The sequence below is a fragment of the Pseudobdellovibrio exovorus JSS genome (genome assembly GCF_000348725.1).
In the GTDB taxonomy this organism is placed as follows: Bacteria; Bdellovibrionota; Bdellovibrionia; order Bdellovibrionales; family Bdellovibrionaceae; genus Pseudobdellovibrio; species Pseudobdellovibrio exovorus.
Genome location: NC_020813.1, coordinates 1,039,534 through 1,056,925 on the forward strand (window position 1 = coordinate 1,039,534; position 17,392 = coordinate 1,056,925).

15 protein-coding genes are annotated in these 17,392 nt (G+C 41.2%); 14 read left to right on the forward strand and 1 reads right to left on the reverse strand.

Annotation, left to right across the window (positions count from 1 at the left end; genetic code table 11):
• Positions 1-197: 197 nt before the first annotated feature.
• The 9 genes from A11Q_RS05160 to uvrC all read left to right on the forward strand — a co-directional run bounded on the left by A11Q_RS05160 (position 198) and on the right by uvrC (position 12,275).
• Positions 198-692, forward strand: coding sequence for a CarD family transcriptional regulator (locus A11Q_RS05160; protein WP_015469735.1), 495 nt, complete (start codon positions 198-200; stop codon positions 690-692).
• A 92-nt stretch (positions 693-784) separates the two neighbouring features.
• Positions 785-2,263, forward strand: coding sequence for a glutamate--tRNA ligase (gene gltX / locus A11Q_RS05165; protein WP_015469736.1), 1,479 nt, complete (start codon positions 785-787; stop codon positions 2,261-2,263).
• Positions 2,257-3,717, forward strand: coding sequence for a cysteine--tRNA ligase (gene cysS / locus A11Q_RS05170; RefSeq protein WP_015469737.1), 1,461 nt, complete (start codon positions 2,257-2,259; stop codon positions 3,715-3,717). Before gltX ends, cysS begins: the two co-directional genes overlap by 7 nt.
• Positions 3,718-4,067: 350 nt before the next feature.
• Positions 4,068-4,424: a hypothetical protein gene (locus A11Q_RS05175; protein ID WP_015469738.1), complete on the forward strand. Its 357-nt coding sequence runs from the start codon at positions 4,068-4,070 to the stop codon at positions 4,422-4,424.
• 105 nt (positions 4,425-4,529) lie between these two features.
• On the forward strand, positions 4,530-6,008 hold the full coding sequence (locus tag A11Q_RS13425) for a DUF2779 domain-containing protein (RefSeq protein ID WP_015469739.1): 1,479 nt from the start codon (positions 4,530-4,532) through the stop codon (positions 6,006-6,008).
• A gap of 35 nt (positions 6,009-6,043) precedes the next feature.
• Positions 6,044-7,144 (forward strand): tryptophan 2,3-dioxygenase family protein, encoded by a 1,101-nt coding sequence (locus A11Q_RS05185; RefSeq protein ID WP_015469740.1) that lies wholly within the window; start codon positions 6,044-6,046, stop codon positions 7,142-7,144.
• Entirely contained in the window at positions 7,137-8,285 is a 1,149-nt protein-coding gene (locus tag A11Q_RS05190) for an aminotransferase class V-fold PLP-dependent enzyme (protein WP_015469741.1), read from the forward strand. Before A11Q_RS05185 ends, A11Q_RS05190 begins: the two co-directional genes overlap by 8 nt.
• Before the next feature lie 3 nt (positions 8,286-8,288).
• On the forward strand, positions 8,289-10,361 hold the full coding sequence (uvrB, locus tag A11Q_RS05195; protein ID WP_015469742.1) for an excinuclease ABC subunit UvrB: 2,073 nt from the start codon (positions 8,289-8,291) through the stop codon (positions 10,359-10,361).
• Positions 10,362-10,367: 6 nt separating this feature from the next.
• A complete protein-coding gene (uvrC, locus tag A11Q_RS05200) occupies positions 10,368-12,275 on the forward strand; it encodes an excinuclease ABC subunit UvrC (RefSeq protein ID WP_015469743.1) in 1,908 nt (635 codons plus the stop codon).
• Here the strand turns inward: uvrC and A11Q_RS05205 are convergent.
• A complete protein-coding gene (locus tag A11Q_RS05205) occupies positions 12,261-13,034 on the reverse strand; it encodes an AMP nucleosidase (protein WP_015469744.1) in 774 nt (257 codons plus the stop codon). The two genes, uvrC and A11Q_RS05205, sit on opposite strands and share 15 nt — an antisense overlap.
• Positions 13,035-13,138: 104 nt before the next feature.
• Between A11Q_RS05205 and A11Q_RS05210 the strand changes: the two genes are divergently transcribed.
• The 5 genes from A11Q_RS05210 to A11Q_RS05230 all read left to right on the forward strand — a co-directional run bounded on the left by A11Q_RS05210 (position 13,139) and on the right by A11Q_RS05230 (position 17,321).
• On the forward strand, positions 13,139-13,564 hold the full coding sequence (locus A11Q_RS05210; RefSeq protein WP_015469745.1) for a uracil-DNA glycosylase family protein: 426 nt from the start codon (positions 13,139-13,141) through the stop codon (positions 13,562-13,564).
• Between the two features lie 76 nt (positions 13,565-13,640).
• Positions 13,641-14,678 carry a SpoIID/LytB domain-containing protein gene (locus tag A11Q_RS05215; RefSeq protein WP_015469746.1) on the forward strand — a complete coding sequence of 346 codons (1,038 nt, stop codon included), beginning with the start codon at positions 13,641-13,643 and terminating at the stop codon, positions 14,676-14,678.
• Between the two features lie 163 nt (positions 14,679-14,841).
• On the forward strand, positions 14,842-15,618 hold the full coding sequence (locus A11Q_RS05220; RefSeq protein WP_015469747.1) for a hypothetical protein: 777 nt from the start codon (positions 14,842-14,844) through the stop codon (positions 15,616-15,618).
• Between the two features lie 49 nt (positions 15,619-15,667).
• Positions 15,668-16,297, forward strand: coding sequence for a hypothetical protein (locus A11Q_RS05225; protein WP_015469748.1), 630 nt, complete (start codon positions 15,668-15,670; stop codon positions 16,295-16,297).
• Positions 16,298-16,436: 139 nt separating this feature from the next.
• A complete protein-coding gene (locus A11Q_RS05230) occupies positions 16,437-17,321 on the forward strand; it encodes a tyrosine-type recombinase/integrase (RefSeq protein ID WP_015469749.1) in 885 nt (294 codons plus the stop codon).
• The last annotated feature ends 71 nt before the right edge of the window (positions 17,322-17,392 follow it).

A 17,392-nucleotide genomic window follows, 5' to 3' on the forward strand; every position in this document is an offset into this window, starting at 1 on the left:
GGCCACTTCGGTGGCCTTTTTATTTCAGATCATTTCAGAAATTAGACACTCAAATCGAATATAGACGTATATAGACATTTTTGTTGTGTACCTTTTACAAGAAGAGTCTTTTTCCAGCATTGATTTTGCTGAATAGTGTCAAAAGTGCTATAACAGGCCTGCTTACGGGTCTACCCATAACAAAAAATGGAGTATTAATGTCACAGTTCAAAGTTGGAGAGTATGCCGTATATCCCGGCCACGGAGTGGGAAGAATTCATGCGATTGAATCTAAAGAGATTCTGGGAGCTCAACATGAGTTTTATTCGATCCAAATCTTAGAGACAGGTATGAAAATCATGATTCCTGCATCTAATATCCAAAAAATTGGATTAAGACCTCTAATCTCGAAGGCAGAAGCAACGAAAGTTGTGGATATTCTGAAAGATAAAGATGTAAAAATCGACACGCAAACGTGGAATCGTCGTTATCGTGACTATATGGAAAAAATCAAAACAGGTTCTGTTTTTGAAATTGCTGAAGTTTTGCGCGACTTATATGTTTTAAGAGTGGATAAAGAGTTAAGCTTCGGAGAGAAAAAGATGTTAGACACAGCAAAAAATCTTCTTCTGAAGGAATTAAATCTCGCTCCAGATGTTAAAGACGTTGTGAATTCAGATTCTGAGATCAAAGCGATATTCGGTGTGCAATAATAACGAATAATCGGCTGACAAAAAGCCCATAAAAATGGAAAATAAAAAAAGCTCGGAAAACCGAGCTTTTTTTATTTTGTTCGAGGTAAGTTATGAGTTCTGCATTTTCTGAAGTGCGTGTACGTTTTGCTCCAAGTCCAACGGGTTATCTTCACGTAGGTGGGGCAAGATCAGCATTATTTAATTATCTATTTGCCAAAAAGAATAAGGGTAAATTTATTCTAAGAATTGAAGATACAGATCAAGCACGCTCAACAGAAGAATCACTTAAAATGATGATTCAGGATTTAAAGTGGTTGGGTTTGAATTGGGATGAAGGTCCTCACCCAGAGACGTTAAAGGATATGGGAGACTGTGGTCCTTACAAACAAAGCGAGCGCCAAGATATCTATCAAAAAGTAGCCTTGCAATTACTTGAGGCGGGTAAAGCCTATTACTGTTTTATGACAGATGAAGAGCTAGAAGCAGCCCGTGAAAAATTGAAAGCTCAAGGGTTACAGCCGCACGTAGAGTCTCCGTATGAAAATATGTCGTTAGCAGAAGCTCGCCAAAAGATTCAAAATGGTGAAAAGGCTGTTGTGCGTTTTAAAACGCGTCAACTTAAGAAAGATTACATTCTGAATGATCTTATTCGCGGTGAAGTGAAGTTCCCATCTGATATGGTGGGTGACTTTGTACTTTTGCGTTCAGATGGGATGCCAGTTTATAACTTCTGCTGTGTTGTAGATGATCACTTGATGAAGATGTCCCATGTTTTACGAGCGGAAGAACATCTTCCTAATACACTAAGACAGTTGATGATTTATGAAGGAATGAATTGGGAGACACCGCAATTTGGTCATATTTCGTTAGTGTTAGATGATGATCGTCAAAAATTATCAAAGCGCAAAGGCGCTGTAGCCTGCGACCAATTTAAAACTGATGGTTACTTGCCAGAAGCTATGGTGAATTACTTGGCTTTATTGGGGTGGTCACATCCTGAACAAAAAGAAGTTCTGACATTAGAAGAGATGTGCCAGACATTCAGCTTAGACCGAGTGAACCCATCTGGGGCTATCTTTGATCGCGTCAAGTTAAAGTGGATGAATGCGCAGCACTTACGTGCGCTACCGAATGATCAGATTTATGCGCGTATCTCTCCATTTTTAATGGCGGCGGGTTTATCTTTGTCGACAGATCCTGAGTGGCAAGTTAAGTCTGTGGAAACATTTAAGCCTTATCTCGAGATCTTATCGGACGCGGTGGCACTTTATTCACCTTTAGATGATAGCAAATATGAAATAGCGGCTGAAAGTGAAGAAGCTTTAAAGTGGGAAAGTACAAAGCCTGTTTTAGAAGCGTGGAAGGAACTTGTGACGGCCCATGCATCGGAAGTTTTTACGGAAGCTGATTTCCTTGCTATTCAGGATGCGGTGAAGAATAAGACTTCTCAAAAAGGAAAAAACCTATTTTTTCCTATTCGTATTGCATTGATTGGTAAACCTCAAGGTGCCGAGCTTAAAATTTTAGTTCCACTTATGAACAAGACTTCTATATTGGCCCGTGCCCAGAAAGCTTTAGAGAAATGCTAAAAGTTTACAATACACTTGGTAAAAAACTAGAAGAGTTCAAACCCTTGAAGGAAGGGCAAGTGTCTATGTATGTCTGCGGTCCTACAGTGTACTGGTATTTACATGTGGGAAATTTTCGTGGACCTGTATTTTTCAACTTTGTTAGAAATTGGCTAGAGCATTTAGGGTACAAAGTGACCTACGCTCTTAATTTTACAGATGTGGATGATAAAATTTTAAAGCGTGCTCAAGAAGAAGGGAAAGACCCTCAAGAGGTGGCAGAGTTTTACATTGAGCAATACAGACATGACTTTTCATCTTTAGGTCTTCGTCCACATGAGCACAATCCTAAAGTGACGGAATACATGCCGCAGATCATTTCCATGGTGTCAGAGCTGATTGAAAAGAATAAGGCCTATGTAAGCGGTCACGACGTGAATTACTCTATTGAATCTTTTAAAGATTACGGAAAGCTTTCTGGGCGTCGTACAGACGAATTAAAAGAAGGTGTTCGTATTGAAGTTAATGAACAAAAACGAAACCCGTTAGACTTTGCTCTTTGGAAGTCGGCAAAAGAGGGTGAAGGTTTAAGTTGGAAGTCTCCGTGGGGTGATGGACGACCGGGTTGGCACATTGAGTGTTCAGCTATGGCCCGAGGGCTTTTTGGAGATCAAATAGATATTCATGGCGGGGGGCTAGATTTGATGTTCCCTCATCATGAAAATGAAATCGCTCAAAGTGAAGGGTGCTCGGGACACGATTTTGTGAAGTATTGGATGCATGTCAACATGCTGAACTTCGGTGGAACAAAAATGTCGAAGTCTTTAGGAAACGTCGTGAGTATGCGAGACTTCTTAAAAGCGAATCATCCTGAAATTTACAAGTGGATGATTTTGTCTGTTCATTATCGCAGTGTCGCTGACTTTAGCGACGAGGCTATTGATCGTGCTGTACAGGGCCTAGCGAAATTCTATTCGGCTATGGCTATGGCTGAAAATGTAAAAAGCAGTGATTCTTCTGTGATAGCGGTATTAGATGAAAAATACAAAAAAGAGCTAGAGCAAGCGTGGAAACAAATTGAAGAGGCTTTTAACGATGACTTTGGCACTCCTGCGGCTTTTGCTGTTGTTTTTGAAGTGATCAGAAAGTTTAATTCGCGAATTCGTCGTGGGATGAAATTAACACCGCAGGTATACAGTCAGTGTGAAGAGTTCTTAGCCTTTATTAAAAAGTTTGGGGCTCAACTGAGTTTATTTCAAGAACCACCACAGACATTTTTAACAGAATTAGATGATCAGCTTTTAGTGAAGCTGGGGCAAAAAAGGTCTGTTATAGATTCACTTGTGGCTGATCGTGCGAAAGTGCGCGCTGCAAAAGATTTTGAAAGAGCGGATGAGCTACGTAAAAAACTAACAGATATGGGTGTTGCGGTCAGCGACACTCCACAGGGAAGTTTTTGGGAAGTTATTAAGTAGTTCTCTGCAAATAAAAAAGAAATAATCGACATAATATTGATATAATATTTAAGGGGCTGTTTGTTTAGAGGAACAGCCCCTTTTTATTTTGATTTGAAAAGCAAATATAGATCTTAAGTCTAGACAGAATTTTTTTGTTCATCACCTTGACAGTTTTCATTCTGAACACACCTTCACTGTAGAAGGAGGTGCATGCATGATAATAAATATCACTCTGCAGCGAAACTCTTCTGTGGATTTTCGCCACGATCTGCTAACGCGTACTAGGTAATTTTAAAATTTAATCGTGAGTTAACGAGTTAATTTAATTACTTAGTTTCAAAAAACTTACAACATTGAAAGGAAGCTATATGAGCAAAAGTAATGTTGCTGTTCAATATCATAATTTTAACCCATCAGAACATACAAAAAGTTTTATCGATGCAATCATAAATGAAATTCAAGAGGAATTACCAAGTGGTTCTACTGTGAAGGCGACATTTACGAAAACAAAGAACGATGATGTTGTGAAAGGAATGCTGCAAGTGGGTTCTTACAATGGACCATTCTTTGCCGTGGCAACAGCGAGTGGTCTAAGAGAAGTCACCATGAAGTTGATGCAACAGATACGAAGACGGTTAGATAAGTGGAAAACAAAGCGACATGACCGTAAGACTTTGAGGCATTTGGATGTAAGAACCGAAATTGAATCGGCAGCAGGGGCCTGACCTCTATAAAGCCGAAAACCAAAGCCAGAATAAGGCGCCTGAGGGCGCCTTTGTATTTTTTGATACTTTTTATTGTACGTTACAAGTCTCGTGTTAAAATTCGGTATGGCTAATTTACCGAAGCTTATCAGTAAAACAAAGATCATGCAGGGATACCAATGCCACAAGCAATTGTATCTATCTGTACATCGAAAAGAGCTGATTCCTCCGGTTACACCCGAACTTCAGGCCTTATTTGATCAAGGAAATCATGTGACGGAAGAAGCTAGAAAAAGGTTTCCGTCTGGAGTTCTTATCGATAATCCGGCATTTGACTTTGTCGGATCATTAAAGAAAACGCGCGAATTATTGAGCGCTCATACAGAAACTATATTCGAAGCGGCCTTTGAGTATAAAGGGTGTTACGCGCGGGCGGATATTATTTCGTATAATCCACTAACGCAAAGATGGATCATTCGTGAAGTCAAATCGACAACTAAAGTAAAAGATGAGCATCTGGATGATGTTGGTTTGCAAGTTTGGATTATGGCCAATGCGGGGCTGCCAATCGAAAAAATAGTGCTGATGCATTTAAACCCACTTTGTAAGTATCCAGATTTGCGAAATCTTTTTGTAGAAGAAGATATTACAGATAAGTTAAGAGGTCTACACACCTCTATAGCACCTCGATTGAATGAGGTGTTTAAGTCTTTACGGGCAGAGCAGGTTCCTGCAATTTCTATCGGCGAGCATTGTTATCGTCCACGGGAATGCCAGTTCAAAGATCATTGTTGGGCTGAAAATCAAGTTCCAGATCTCAGCGTATTTGATATTCCTACCTTGCGCCAAAAGAAATGGGAGTTCTGCGATAAAGGTCTACTGAAGTTAGACGATATCCCAGAATCAGAGTTAGACCATCAACAACAGATATTTTTAAATGTTTTAAAAACTGGGAATAGGTTTATTGATCGCGAGCGCATTCATTCAGAACTGGCTAAATGGAAATTCCCACTAGTATTTTTAGATTTTGAAACGCAGAGCTCTGCTATCCCTAGATTTGATGGAACAGGGCCTTTTGCGCAGGTACCATTTCAGTTTAGCGTCCATGTATTAGACTCTTTAGACTCTGAATTAAGACATTACGAATATTTGTGTAATGAGGATAAAGACCCACGTGAAGAGCTAACTCCATTACTGATTGAGGCCTGCCGTGGCGTTGGCAGTGTGGTGGCCTATTACTCTCAGTTCGAAGCTGGGCGAATTCAAGATCTAGAGGACTATTTCCCCCATCATAAAGAAGAACTAAAATCTATACGTGATCGTTTGGTAGATCCTTTACCGCTTCTACGTGAGGCTGTTTACGACAGAGCGTTTCGTGAAAGCTTTAGTATCAAAAGTGTGGGGCCAGCCCTTTTAGGGGATGTTTTTGACTATAAGGCGATGACTGTTCCCGATGGTGGGGCGGCTCAAAGAGCCTATGCTGAAATGGTGGATTCCAAGACTTCGGGTGCTCGTCGGGAAGTCTTAAGAAATGCCTTGCTGGAGTACTGCGCAAAAGACACTCTGGTCATGGTTGAACTGGTCAAGTGGTTGTATAAATGCTAAAATTATAGGGTTAATCACTACAAAGGATTGAGCCTATGCATAAGAATCAGGGACCGGTTTATTACAACGATTATTTAATGCTGGAAAAATTTTTAGATTGTCAGCAGCCATTAAGTCGTAAATACGCAGATCAAAGTAACCCAGAAGCTCACGATGAAACTTTATTTATTGTTGTTCATCAGGCCTACGAACTGTGGTTTAAGCAGATTTTGCATGACTTGAATTCAATCCTAAAAATATTTTCTCAAAGTAAAGTTCATGACCACGAACTGGGGACTGTTGTTCAAAGATTAGAGCGTATCCGTAAAATCCAAGTGATGATTGGATCGCAGCTTGAAATTCTGGAAAGCATGACGCCAATGGATTTCCTAGAATTTAGAAATCTTCTTATTCCCGCATCGGGATTTCAAAGCACGCAGTTTCGTGAAATTGAAATTAAATTGGGTTTGAACACACATGATCGTCAAAGTATTGATCGGGAGTTCTTCCTAGGTCGTTTAAATGAAAAAGATCGCCAGAAGTTAATTGAGCTAGAAGGAAGTCCTTCTTTGTTAAAACTTCTTGAGGCGTGGCTAGAGCGAACTCCTTTCACGATTTCAGGTGATTTTAATTTTTGGAACGAATATCAAAAAACAGTTCAGGCCATTTCCTCAGAAGATGAGGCCACTATTCAGTCTAATATGGCTAATTTGTCAGATCGTGAAAAACAGATGCAGCTAGAAAACCTGAAGGTGACACGTGAAACCTTTGAAAGCCTTTTTGATGAAGAGGCCCATGCTCAGCTCGTCAGTGCCGGAGGCCGAAAATTATCGCGAAAAGCGATTTTGAATGCGCTCTTTATTTTGCTTTATCGTGAAGAGCCTATGTTAGCGCTGCCATATCAGATGATGAGCTTGATGATGGATATAGATGAAAACTTTACGACATGGCGCTATCGCCACGCTCTTTTGGCTCAACGTATGTTAGGAACAAAAATTGGAACAGGTGGATCTTCTGGACATCAATACTTAAAACGGGCTGCTGATAACAATCGTGTGTTTGTGGATCTCTTTAACTTGTCGACTTATTTGATTCCAAGAAGCCGTTTGCCACAAATTCCAGAAGCGGTGAAAAGGCAGTTGAACTTTCATGTTTAAAAAGTATTACCAATACTTTTTAAAAGCGAACAGTGAGCGTCAGCACTATGCTTCACACAGCCATCATTATTGGCCAGATGTAACGCGGGATGCGGTTTTACGTTATTGGGATGACTCCGCTCGTTTAGTTGACGAAAAGTGGGATTACTTCTTTTCTGATCGGATTCCCACAGTTCAAAGACAGATAGCCCGTGTACTTAATTTATCTAAACCTCAAAATATCGTCTTTGCTTCTAATACACATGAGTTGGTCTATCGTGTGCTTTCTTGTTTTGAACCAAAAAAAACAATACGTGTGCTGACGACAGATTCTGAGTTTCATAGTTTTCGTCGGCAGATTCAGCGTCTATCTGAAAGTGACTTGGTCCATGTAGATCAGGTTTCAACACAAGACTTTCATAGTTTTGAAGATAGATTTATTGAAAAAATCAAATCTGAGGAATATGACCTGGTTTTTTTAAGTCAGGTCTTTTTTAACTCTGGAGTTGCAGTACGTGATTTAGAAAGAATCGTAAAATCTGTTGCTCAGTCTAAAACTGTAATTGTCATCGATGGTTATCATGCCTTTATGGCTCTTCCCACGGATTTGTCTAGCATAGAAGATCGTATTTTTTATATCGCAGGGGCTTATAAGTATGCTCAAGGCGGCGAGGGATGCTGCTTTATGTCTGTTCCAGATCACAGCAAGCTGCGCCCTCTTTATACGGGTTGGTTTGCAGGGTTTTCAGATTTAGCAGGTCAAGAGTCTAATGTTAAGTATAAGGTTAATTATTCAGATGATGGATTTAGATTTGCTGGATCGACGATGGATTTTACGGCGCTTTATAGGCTTCATGCGGTCCTAGATCTATTTGAAAAAGAAGGTTTAACAGTTCCTAAAATACATTCATTTATTCAAAATTCACAAAAAAACTTCCGTGAAGAATTAAATAAATTAAATCATCCTGTCCTCAACGAAGAAAATCTTCTGCGACGTGATTATGATGTGCATGGACACTTTTATACGTTTGAAACCAAAGATACTCATGTGGCGCAAACACTTTATCAGGAACTTAAAAATAAAAAAATTGATACGGACTATCGCGGTTCTTGTTTGAGGTTTGGTTTTGGTCTTTATCAGGAAGATCGAATTAGGTTTTAATCTATGGCAAAGACGTACAAAAAGAATTTTGAACTAGTGTCGCCATTTAAGCCTTCTGGGGATCAGCCCAAGGCGATTGAGACTATGGTTGAAAACTTTCAAAAGGGACTGAAGCATCAGACTCTATTGGGTGTGACGGGAAGTGGTAAGACCTTTTCCATGGCTCATACAATTGCGCAAATGAATATGCCGGCGTTGGTGCTGGCTCCGAATAAAACATTGGCCGCTCAGCTTTACTCGGAATTTAAAGAGCTATTTCCCAGTAATGCGGTTGAGTACTTTGTATCTTACTATGATTACTATCAACCAGAGGCTTATATCCCATCTAGTGACACTTACATTGAAAAAGACTCTGCCATTAATGAACAAATAGATAAAATGCGTCACTCGGCGACACGTTCGCTGTTTGATCGTCGGGATGTGATTATCGTATCTTCCGTGTCCTGTATTTATGGTTTGGGTTCACCAGAAGCCTATGAAGGCATGATGATTCAAGTGGCGAATGGACAAAAGCTCAAACGCGATGATTTCTTAAGGGAATTAATTCGTATTCAGTACACGCGTAATAATGTCGATTTTGCGCGGGGAAATATCCGCGTGCGGGGTGATGTGGTTGAGGTCTTTCCCCCCTACGAAGACTCGCGGGCTTTGCGGGTTGAGTTCTTCGGTGATTTTGTTGAACGTATCTGTTGGATAGATCCATTAACGGCACAGATTTATGAAGAATTAGATCAAGTGGGGATATACCCAGGGTCGCATTATACGACAGGTGATGAAAACTTAAAAAGAGCGATTCAAACGATTCAGGTTGAATTGCGCGAGCGCATTCAGGAACTCAATTCGCAGATTAAGTTTTTAGAAGCTCAGCGATTAGAGCAGCGAACGTATTACGATATTGAAATGATCGAACAGATCGGTTTCTGTTCTGGCATTGAAAACTATTCGCGTCACTTAACCGGTCGCGGCCCAGGTGAGCCGCCTCCCACACTGTTAGAGTATTTTCCGAAAGATTTTTTAACATTTATTGATGAGTCCCATGTGACAGTTCCACAGATCGGGGCGATGTATCGAGGGGACAGAGCGCGTAAGTCCACGTTAGTAGAGCATGGTTTTCGCTTGCCCTCAGCTTTGGATAATCGTCCGCTGAGCTTCCAAGAGTTTGAAAAGATGGTGGATCGTGTGGTCTATGTATCAGCGACGCCAGCGGTGTATGAGTTAGAAAAATCAGAAGGGCTGATTGTTGAACAGATCATCCGACCAACGGGCTTAGTCGACCCTATCGTGGAAGTGCGTCCGGTAAAGAATCAAGTGGATGATTTGTTAAAAGAGATTCGCATCCGTATCGAGAAAAAAGAGCGGGTTTTAATCACAACCCTTACGAAAAGATCTTCTGAAGATTTAACAGAGTACTACGAATCTATTGGTATTAAAGTGAAGTATCTTCATAGCGATATCGACACATTAGAGCGTAGCGAAATTATTCGGGATTTGCGCTTGGGTGTTTTTGACGTTTTGATTGGTATCAACTTGCTACGTGAAGGTTTAGATATTCCAGAAGTCAGTTTGGTAGGGATTACAGATGCGGACAAAGAAGGTTTCCTGCGTTCGGAGCGCTCACTTATTCAGACCATCGGGCGTGCGGCAAGGAATGCAGAAGGACGTGTGATCCTTTACGCGGATCGCATCACGCAATCTATGCAAAAGGCCATGGATGAAACGGCCCGCAGAAGAAAACTACAAATGGAGTATAATGAAGTTCATGGGATTACTCCGAAAACCATCAAAAAGAAAATCCGCGAGGGTATTGGGGAAATGTTTGATGGCACGTTAAGTACGCATCAGGTCCAAGGCGTAAAAGATAAAACAGCTCAGCAGTTAAAAAAGTTTGCTGAAAAGCCGAATAAGATTCAGGACGAAATCACTAAGCTGCGCGATAAAATGAAAAAATTATCTGCGGAGTTAGAGTTTGAAGAGGCGGCCTCTGTACGTGATGAAATTAAACGTCTTGAGATTTTAGAACTGCAAATTCGCGAGGGCGCAGAGCAAGACAGAACCTCAACGGGGAGTGAAACATAAGATTTCATGTCGAATCAATTTGATTTTCTGAAAGAGAAAATAAAAGACTTCCCAACTCAGAGTGGGGTTTATCTGATGAAGAGTTCATCGGATAAGATCATCTACGTGGGCAAGGCTAAGAATATTCGCAGCCGTGTGAAGAGTTATTTTCTAGATTCCAGAGATCATTCAGCCAAAACCCGCGCCTTGGTTCACAACATACATGAAATTGAATACTTGCTGACGAAAACCGAGGTCGAAGCCTTTTTGCTAGAAGCTTCACTTATTAAAAAGCATCGTCCAAAATACAATATACGTCTTAAAGATGATAAGACCTACCCCTACATACAATTAACATGGCAAGATGACTTTCCGCGCCTGTATCTTTCTAGAAAAGTGAAACGTGATGGGAGTCTTTACTTTGGCCCTTATACATCCGGCGGGGCGGTATTTGGGACCATTCGTTTTTTAAATCGTCTTTTTAAAATTCGCGATTGTACAGATCATATGTTTAAAACAAGAACTCGCCCTTGTATGACACATCAGATTGGTCGTTGTACGGCCCCATGTGTGAATTTGATTTCGAAAGAAGACTATCGTTCAGATGTGGAAGGGGCGAAAGACTTTCTAAAAGGACGTAGTAAAAAACTGATTAAAGACTTAGAAAAAAAGATGAAGCAGGCTGCCGATGAGGAAAAATTTGAAGTGGCAGCAAAGATGCGCGATTCGATGTTTGCTATTAAAAACATTATCGAAAAGCAAACTGTCATCAATGAACTATCTGAAAAAGATCAAGACGTGGTCAGCTATTATGGTGACGAGCGTGGAGTCTTGGTTGAAACTCTTCACGTGCGTAGCGGCCGAGTGATTGGACACAGACCTCACTTTTTACCTAACATTAATCCTTTAAGTCCAGACGAAGATCCGCGCGAGTGGCTCGCTTCGTTCTTGAATCAATACTACGAAGATAATTTTATCCCCGATGAGGTTCTTTTAGGAACTGATCTGGGTGGTGATATTCATAAGTTATTGCAAGATGTTCTAAAAGAGCGTTCAGATCAAGTTGTAGCTGTACGATTTGCTACAGACAATAAAGGGCAGGCTTTAGTGGAAATGGCCACACAGAATGCCAAAGCCCATTTCGATAAGTACGTTTCAAAAGACGAGGAAAAGAAAAAAGGATTAGATGAAATTCAGGCGAAATTACATTTGCCGAATAGACCTACACGCATCGAGTGTTTTGATATTTCGCACTTTCAGGGAAGTGAAACAGTGGCCAGCCAAGTGGTTTTCGAAGATGGTGTCCCATCCCGCGATCACTATCGCCGTTACAAAATCAGAACAGTATCTGGAATAGATGATTTTGCTTCTATGTACGAGGTCTTAAAAAGACGATTCGCACATGAAGAGTATGAAGAGCCACAGCTTATCGTTGTCGATGGTGGTAAAGGTCAGCTTTCGATGGCTGTTAAGATTTTAGAAGAAATCGGCAAGACTCATATTCCGGTGGTGGGGCTGGCTAAAGCACGAACGCTATCTGACTTTAAATCAGACGAAGTGCAATCGACAGAGGAAAGATTTTTTCTACCAAATCGGTCCAATCCTGTAGTCTTTAAAACCAATAGCGAGGCCTATCAAATTTTAACAGGTCTTCGTGATGAAGCCCATCGGTTTGCTATTACATATCACAGAAAACTACGTGAGCAGAATTCGTTAGAAAGCGAATTGGACTACGTTGTTGGATTAGGTGAAAAGCGCAAAAAAATTCTGCTACAAAAATTTCAAACGATTGATGAAATCAGACAGGCAGAGGTGGATGAAATTGCGGCTCTTCGTAGTTTCAACCGCGTTCTTGCGGAAAGAATTCTGCTTCAATTGAATGAAGCAGAATCAGGTTCAGATGAAGATAAAAGTGAGGACCTACTCAAATCTTAAGTGTTTGACGGATTCCCCAGAGTCGCGAAGTTCGCGTAAAGAATCAATTCCCACAGACAAGTGATTATTTACAAACTGTTCAGTTACTTTTTTATCTGACTGCTCAGTTTTAATCCCTTCCGGAATCATCGGATTGTCGCTGACAAGTAACAAAGCTCCACGGGGAATGTCATTCGCAAAACCTGCTGTAAACAGTGTTGCTGTTTCCATGTCGATTGCCATCGCACGTGTACGCACTAAATAGTCTTTGAAGTTTTCATCGTGTTCCCACACGCGGCGATTGGTGGTGTACACCGTGCCTGTCCAGTAATCTAGATTGTGCTTAATAATCATAGATGAAACTGAACGCTGCATACGGAATGAAGGCAGAGCTGGAATTTCAGGAGGCAAGTAGTCGTTGCTAGTTCCGTCTCCGCGAATGGCGGCTAAAGGAAGAATTAAATCGCCCAGTTGGTTTTTGCGTTTTAAACCACCGCATTTTCCCAAGAACAAAACAGCTTTGGGTGCGATTGCTGATAACAAATCCATAATCAATGCGGCCATGGCAGAACCAATGCCAAAATTGATTATGGTAATGTTTTCCGCTGTAGCACTTCTCATGGGGCGATCTAAGCCATTAATAGGCACGTTAAATTGTTCTGCGAACATTTCGACGTAGTTATTAAAGTTAGTTAAAAGGATGTATTCACCGAACTCATTAAGAGGCACACCCGTGTAGCGGGGAAGCCAATTTTCTACTATTTCTTCTTTGCTTTTCATCTTCACAGATTATTCTATTGTCTTAGTTGCGACAAGTGTTCTGGGTAGCTAAGAGTCACGTTCTTCTGGTGGACAAGTGTCATGATGTGTGATTAAACCAACTTATGTCGGAAAAAGAAGATTATTTTAGCTATCTTGAAAATGTTTTGGGAATCAAGACAGTCTTGATAGATCAAGCGAGTCAACAGGCCAGCAGTCAGCAGATTAAATCTCCGCTTATTTTCTTGGTTGAAGGTCTTTCCAGTTACAGCGCTGACGAAACAGAATTGCTTAACAAGATGATTGCCGCACTTAAAATTGATCTTAGCCAAGTGCAAGCGGTGGATAGTCAAATTTCAGCGTCATGCGAGGCGGAGTTCACAGTTCACTTTGTTGATCATCTGGGTGCATCTTTACCACGGATACCGACAGGTGAGACCGTGTTGGTGACACATTCTCCGCGTTTCCTATTAAAAAATGCAGCCTTCAAAAAGCAGGCGTGGGATGATTTACAAAAGGTCATTCGCTTTTTTAGTCGGCAGGCCAACTAGACCTTGGGATTGAAATAGCGGTTAGCGGCAAATATTACCTAGTCTAAAGTGTTATAAAAAATCAAAATCAAAGAGCATGCACCATGTATTTCATCTTGTGTTTCTTCTGTGTGCTACCTTTTTGTCTTTGCAGAGTTTTGCTGCAGAGACTCCTGCATTGATACGTATTCGTGTCTTGGCGGATCTTTCGACTTTCCCTGAATTGCAGCAGGTTCAATTAAAAAAAATATCTCCTCGTATATGGAGCCTGAATGGTGACTCGTTGATGATAGACGGGAAGCCTCTTGCGACCAGTAACTTAATTCACCAAAAATCCAATGGAAAATTTGATGTGATTTCACTCGTTGAGTTTAACGAGTATTTAGCCGGAGTGGTCACGGGTGAAATGCCATCGTCATGGCCGCTAGAGGCGTTGAAAGCGCAGGCTGTCGTGGCGCGCTCTTACGCGCTATCGCGAATTGCGGAAAGACAAAATCAAATTTACCATCTTGACGGCGATCATCTAGATCAGGTTTATCGTCCGCAGTCTTCGAAAAAAGCCCGTGCCGCGGTGCTGGCTACAGATGGTGTCGTTCTTAAAAAACAAACGGGTGGTATTCTGAAAGCCTATTATCATGCGGATTGTGGTGGGCACACAGTAGATGCGTCTTCGGTTTGGGGAAGTGGTGAGTATAATTCAGGGACGGCGAAAGATCCTTGGTGTGCAAGTCGTCTTTCCCATCGCTGGAGTCATGAAATGGACTTGGGTGAGTTCTCTCGTAAATTGCAAATTAAGGAACAAGAGCTGGCAACTCGAAGTTATTTTGCGCCTCAGGCCCAAGTGATTAAGATTGGTTCGCTAGTTGTGTCAGTACAGCGATTACGAGAGATGTTTGGCTTTTTTAATTTGCGCAGTTCGATAAATAAAATCGAATTAAGTGCAGACTCATCCGTTAAAATCTCAGGGCAGGGTTTCGGTCACGGAGCGGGATTGTGTCAGTGGGGAACACGAGATCAAGTTAAAGCGGGAAGAACTTACGTACAGGTTCTAAAACACTACTATCCACGTGCAAAAATCGAAAGAAATCAGACCTATTTAAGCTTTGTAAAGAGTGTTGAAGCTGTCTCGAACTGAGAGAGGTGTTAGCACTTTTCGTCCCTTGTTACAGAATAGCTAAAGATTAGACGTCTCATTCTGAGTCATACAGAATGAAGTCATAGTGATTTCAATAGGTTATAAAAAAAGAAACTTCTGGCACGGCCTTCGCTATATACATCTGTATATAAAGGAAGGTTTTATGAAAAAATTAATACTTATCACATCTATGATGGCTCTAGGATTGATGAGTGTCGGTTGCTCAAAATCCCGCTCAAACTCGACAGGTAATGTAAATACAAGTGCAATCGGCGGAGAAAATCCGGTCATTATCGATCCGAATGCAAGCAATGGGGTTCCGACCTTTTCTTCAGGTTTCACTACTGATCTAGTGACGACTTATCAAGCGATGAGTCAGTACACCAGTATCCCAGGAAACTTTGTAGGATTGAATAATCCACAAAACATTAAGATCAATTTGAACTTCGCGCATGTGGCCGATGGTCGCTACGGTGGAACTGTGACGATCAGCTACTATGATAATGGTGTTTTGCGCACAGGAACTTTTGATGCAGGTACAGGTCGCAATCCGACTTATAAAGGAATGCATGATAATAACAGTCTGCAATCTGAGTACAATTTCTGGTTCAACTTTGAAAACAAAACTGTGTACACAGGTTTCTATGAGGACTCATTTGGTGCCTTAGTTATCTCTCTTGAGCCAGAAGTGGTGTCAGGTGGGGGTAATGATGCAGAGCCTCTTAATGTAAAATATAAGGGCTCTGTGTACTTCAAAAACTTTGCCAAAGTTAAGAATAATCCGTATCGCTCGTGCTGGCATATATACGCAGGTGACAATGATTGTCGCTCGAACGTGATCCAGACTAAGTGCGGTTTGGCACCAGGTGTGGAAGCGGGTTATACACTTCTTGGAACTTTTACAAATGTTAATGTGAAGCAGGCTTTTAATATAAATTAAAATTTTAAATAAATAAGAATCATGGTATAAGTCGAAATCGGAGAAGCTTATGAAAAAGAATATCTTACTAAAAACAATCAAAGGGACGCTGTTGGCTACAGCCTTGATGATGACGCTGGCTGCGTGTGGAAATAAGAATAACAACACCACACCAATCAACGCCTACACTCAAAGTTGTGTGAACTGCGAAAATATCACAGGTTATCCATTCTTTAGTGCCCAGACACAGGCCTACAGAACACAAGGATGGAGCTACATGTCTGCGTTCACGATTGCTTGGAGCTTCTCGGGTCAAAATACGAACACAATGAATAACGGACAGAATTATAATCAATGGGCATCCCCTGCGATGAATTATTCTGGTCAAGTAAGTGCCGCGGGAACGGTTAACGTGAGCACAGCTACTAACTTAGGTTTCTGTCCACTTCCTGCTGGAACTTACACGCTGACAACACAAACTGTTGGTCAGTGGAATCAAGGTCAGGTTTCTGGATTGAAATTATTAATCACAGGTCCTGCTACATTGACAGCTGTAGTTAATCAGGCGCAAGCTTCTGATTATGGTTACGGCTACTGGGGTGGTGGTTCAAGCACTAGCTCTAGCCGCATCCAAGGTTACTTAGTGATCGAGCAAGTGAATGGTATCTACTGTCACGGTGCTCAGTTAACGATCTACTAGTAAGTAGAGTTAACTTATTACAGCTAAATTATACAGTTAAATGATCTCCGATAAAAACCCCAATAAGAAGAGCCAATCTTGTTGGGGTTTTTGCTTTTAAGCTTGTGTAAAATCGTTTTTAAATTCATTATAAATACAAATGGACCACTCACTTTGGATCGACTTCTTTGATGACTTACAGAATGTGCGCGGGCGTTCTAAAAATACCGTGATGGCCTATCGCCGTGATCTTGAGCTTTACAAAAAATTTACTGAAAAAAGTAAGCGAGTAATTGAGTTTTTTGACTTCATGAAAAAGGAAGGTCTTTCCACTCGTTCGCAGGCCCGTGTGATCAGCAGCGTAAGAACCTATTTGAAGTTCTGTGAGTCTAAAGGAATGAAGTGTCCTGACTTACGTGAACTACGTCCACCGAAAGTTAAAACGGGATTACCTAAAGCGGTGAGTGTTGAAGAGTTTGAAAAGTTATTTCGCGCCTGTGCTGTGGAGGGTGAAGCTAGAACTGCCCGTAATCAACTGACGCTTTTATTTTTGTATGGCTTAGGTTGTCGTGTAAGTGAACTGATTGGTTTAAGCTTACATGATTTTTCTCCGACTGAAAGATGGGTGAAGGTTTTAGGAAAAGGTTCAAAAGAAAGACTGATTCCTCTGACAGACACACTTTACAATGCTTTAGAAGAGTATTTAAAAAATCATCGCTCTGAACTGATGATGGACAACAAATCAAATGCAGCTTTGTTGTTGAATGATCGTGGTCATCGTCCTTCACGTGTGGACATTTGGCGTTGGCTTGCCTCATGGTCAGCTAAGGCGGGATTTGATGAACCTGTTCATCCGCATAGATTCCGTCATGGTTGTGCCACAGCTTTACTAGAAGGTGGAGCCGACTTGCGTTCCATCCAAGTGATGTTAGGGCACGCCAGCATTCAAACTACGCAGGTTTATACGGCTGTAACGACGAACACAGCGACAAAGGCGATTGATGAGCATCATCCGCTATCGAAGATCAAAGATTTTTCGGGTTAATCCGAAGCTCGAATCTTTCAGCTTATAAGATACAATTAAAAAGCTCACAACTGACGTTCCAGATTTGCATC

What these genes read in the sequence shown, in the direction of transcription:
- A11Q_RS05160 (WP_015469735.1), top strand. Translation starts at nt 198, where the DNA reads ATGTCACAGTTCAAAGTTGGAGAGTATGCCGTATATCCCGGCCACGGA.
- gltX (WP_015469736.1), top strand. Translation starts at nt 785, where the DNA reads ATGAGTTCTGCATTTTCTGAAGTGCGTGTACGTTTTGCTCCAAGTCCA.
- cysS (WP_015469737.1), top strand. Translation starts at nt 2,257, where the DNA reads ATGCTAAAAGTTTACAATACACTTGGTAAAAAACTAGAAGAGTTCAAA.
- A11Q_RS05175 (WP_015469738.1), top strand. Translation starts at nt 4,068, where the DNA reads ATGAGCAAAAGTAATGTTGCTGTTCAATATCATAATTTTAACCCATCA.
- A11Q_RS13425 (WP_015469739.1), top strand. Translation starts at nt 4,530, where the DNA reads ATGGCTAATTTACCGAAGCTTATCAGTAAAACAAAGATCATGCAGGGA.
- A11Q_RS05185 (WP_015469740.1), top strand. Translation starts at nt 6,044, where the DNA reads ATGCATAAGAATCAGGGACCGGTTTATTACAACGATTATTTAATGCTG.
- A11Q_RS05190 (WP_015469741.1), top strand. Translation starts at nt 7,137, where the DNA reads ATGTTTAAAAAGTATTACCAATACTTTTTAAAAGCGAACAGTGAGCGT.
- uvrB (WP_015469742.1), top strand. Translation starts at nt 8,289, where the DNA reads ATGGCAAAGACGTACAAAAAGAATTTTGAACTAGTGTCGCCATTTAAG.
- uvrC (WP_015469743.1), top strand. Translation starts at nt 10,368, where the DNA reads ATGTCGAATCAATTTGATTTTCTGAAAGAGAAAATAAAAGACTTCCCA.
- A11Q_RS05205 (WP_015469744.1), bottom strand. Translation starts at nt 13,034, where the DNA reads ATGAAAAGCAAAGAAGAAATAGTAGAAAATTGGCTTCCCCGCTACACG.
- A11Q_RS05210 (WP_015469745.1), top strand. Translation starts at nt 13,139, where the DNA reads ATGTCGGAAAAAGAAGATTATTTTAGCTATCTTGAAAATGTTTTGGGA.
- A11Q_RS05215 (WP_015469746.1), top strand. Translation starts at nt 13,641, where the DNA reads ATGCACCATGTATTTCATCTTGTGTTTCTTCTGTGTGCTACCTTTTTG.
- A11Q_RS05220 (WP_015469747.1), top strand. Translation starts at nt 14,842, where the DNA reads ATGAAAAAATTAATACTTATCACATCTATGATGGCTCTAGGATTGATG.
- A11Q_RS05225 (WP_015469748.1), top strand. Translation starts at nt 15,668, where the DNA reads ATGAAAAAGAATATCTTACTAAAAACAATCAAAGGGACGCTGTTGGCT.
- A11Q_RS05230 (WP_015469749.1), top strand. Translation starts at nt 16,437, where the DNA reads ATGGACCACTCACTTTGGATCGACTTCTTTGATGACTTACAGAATGTG.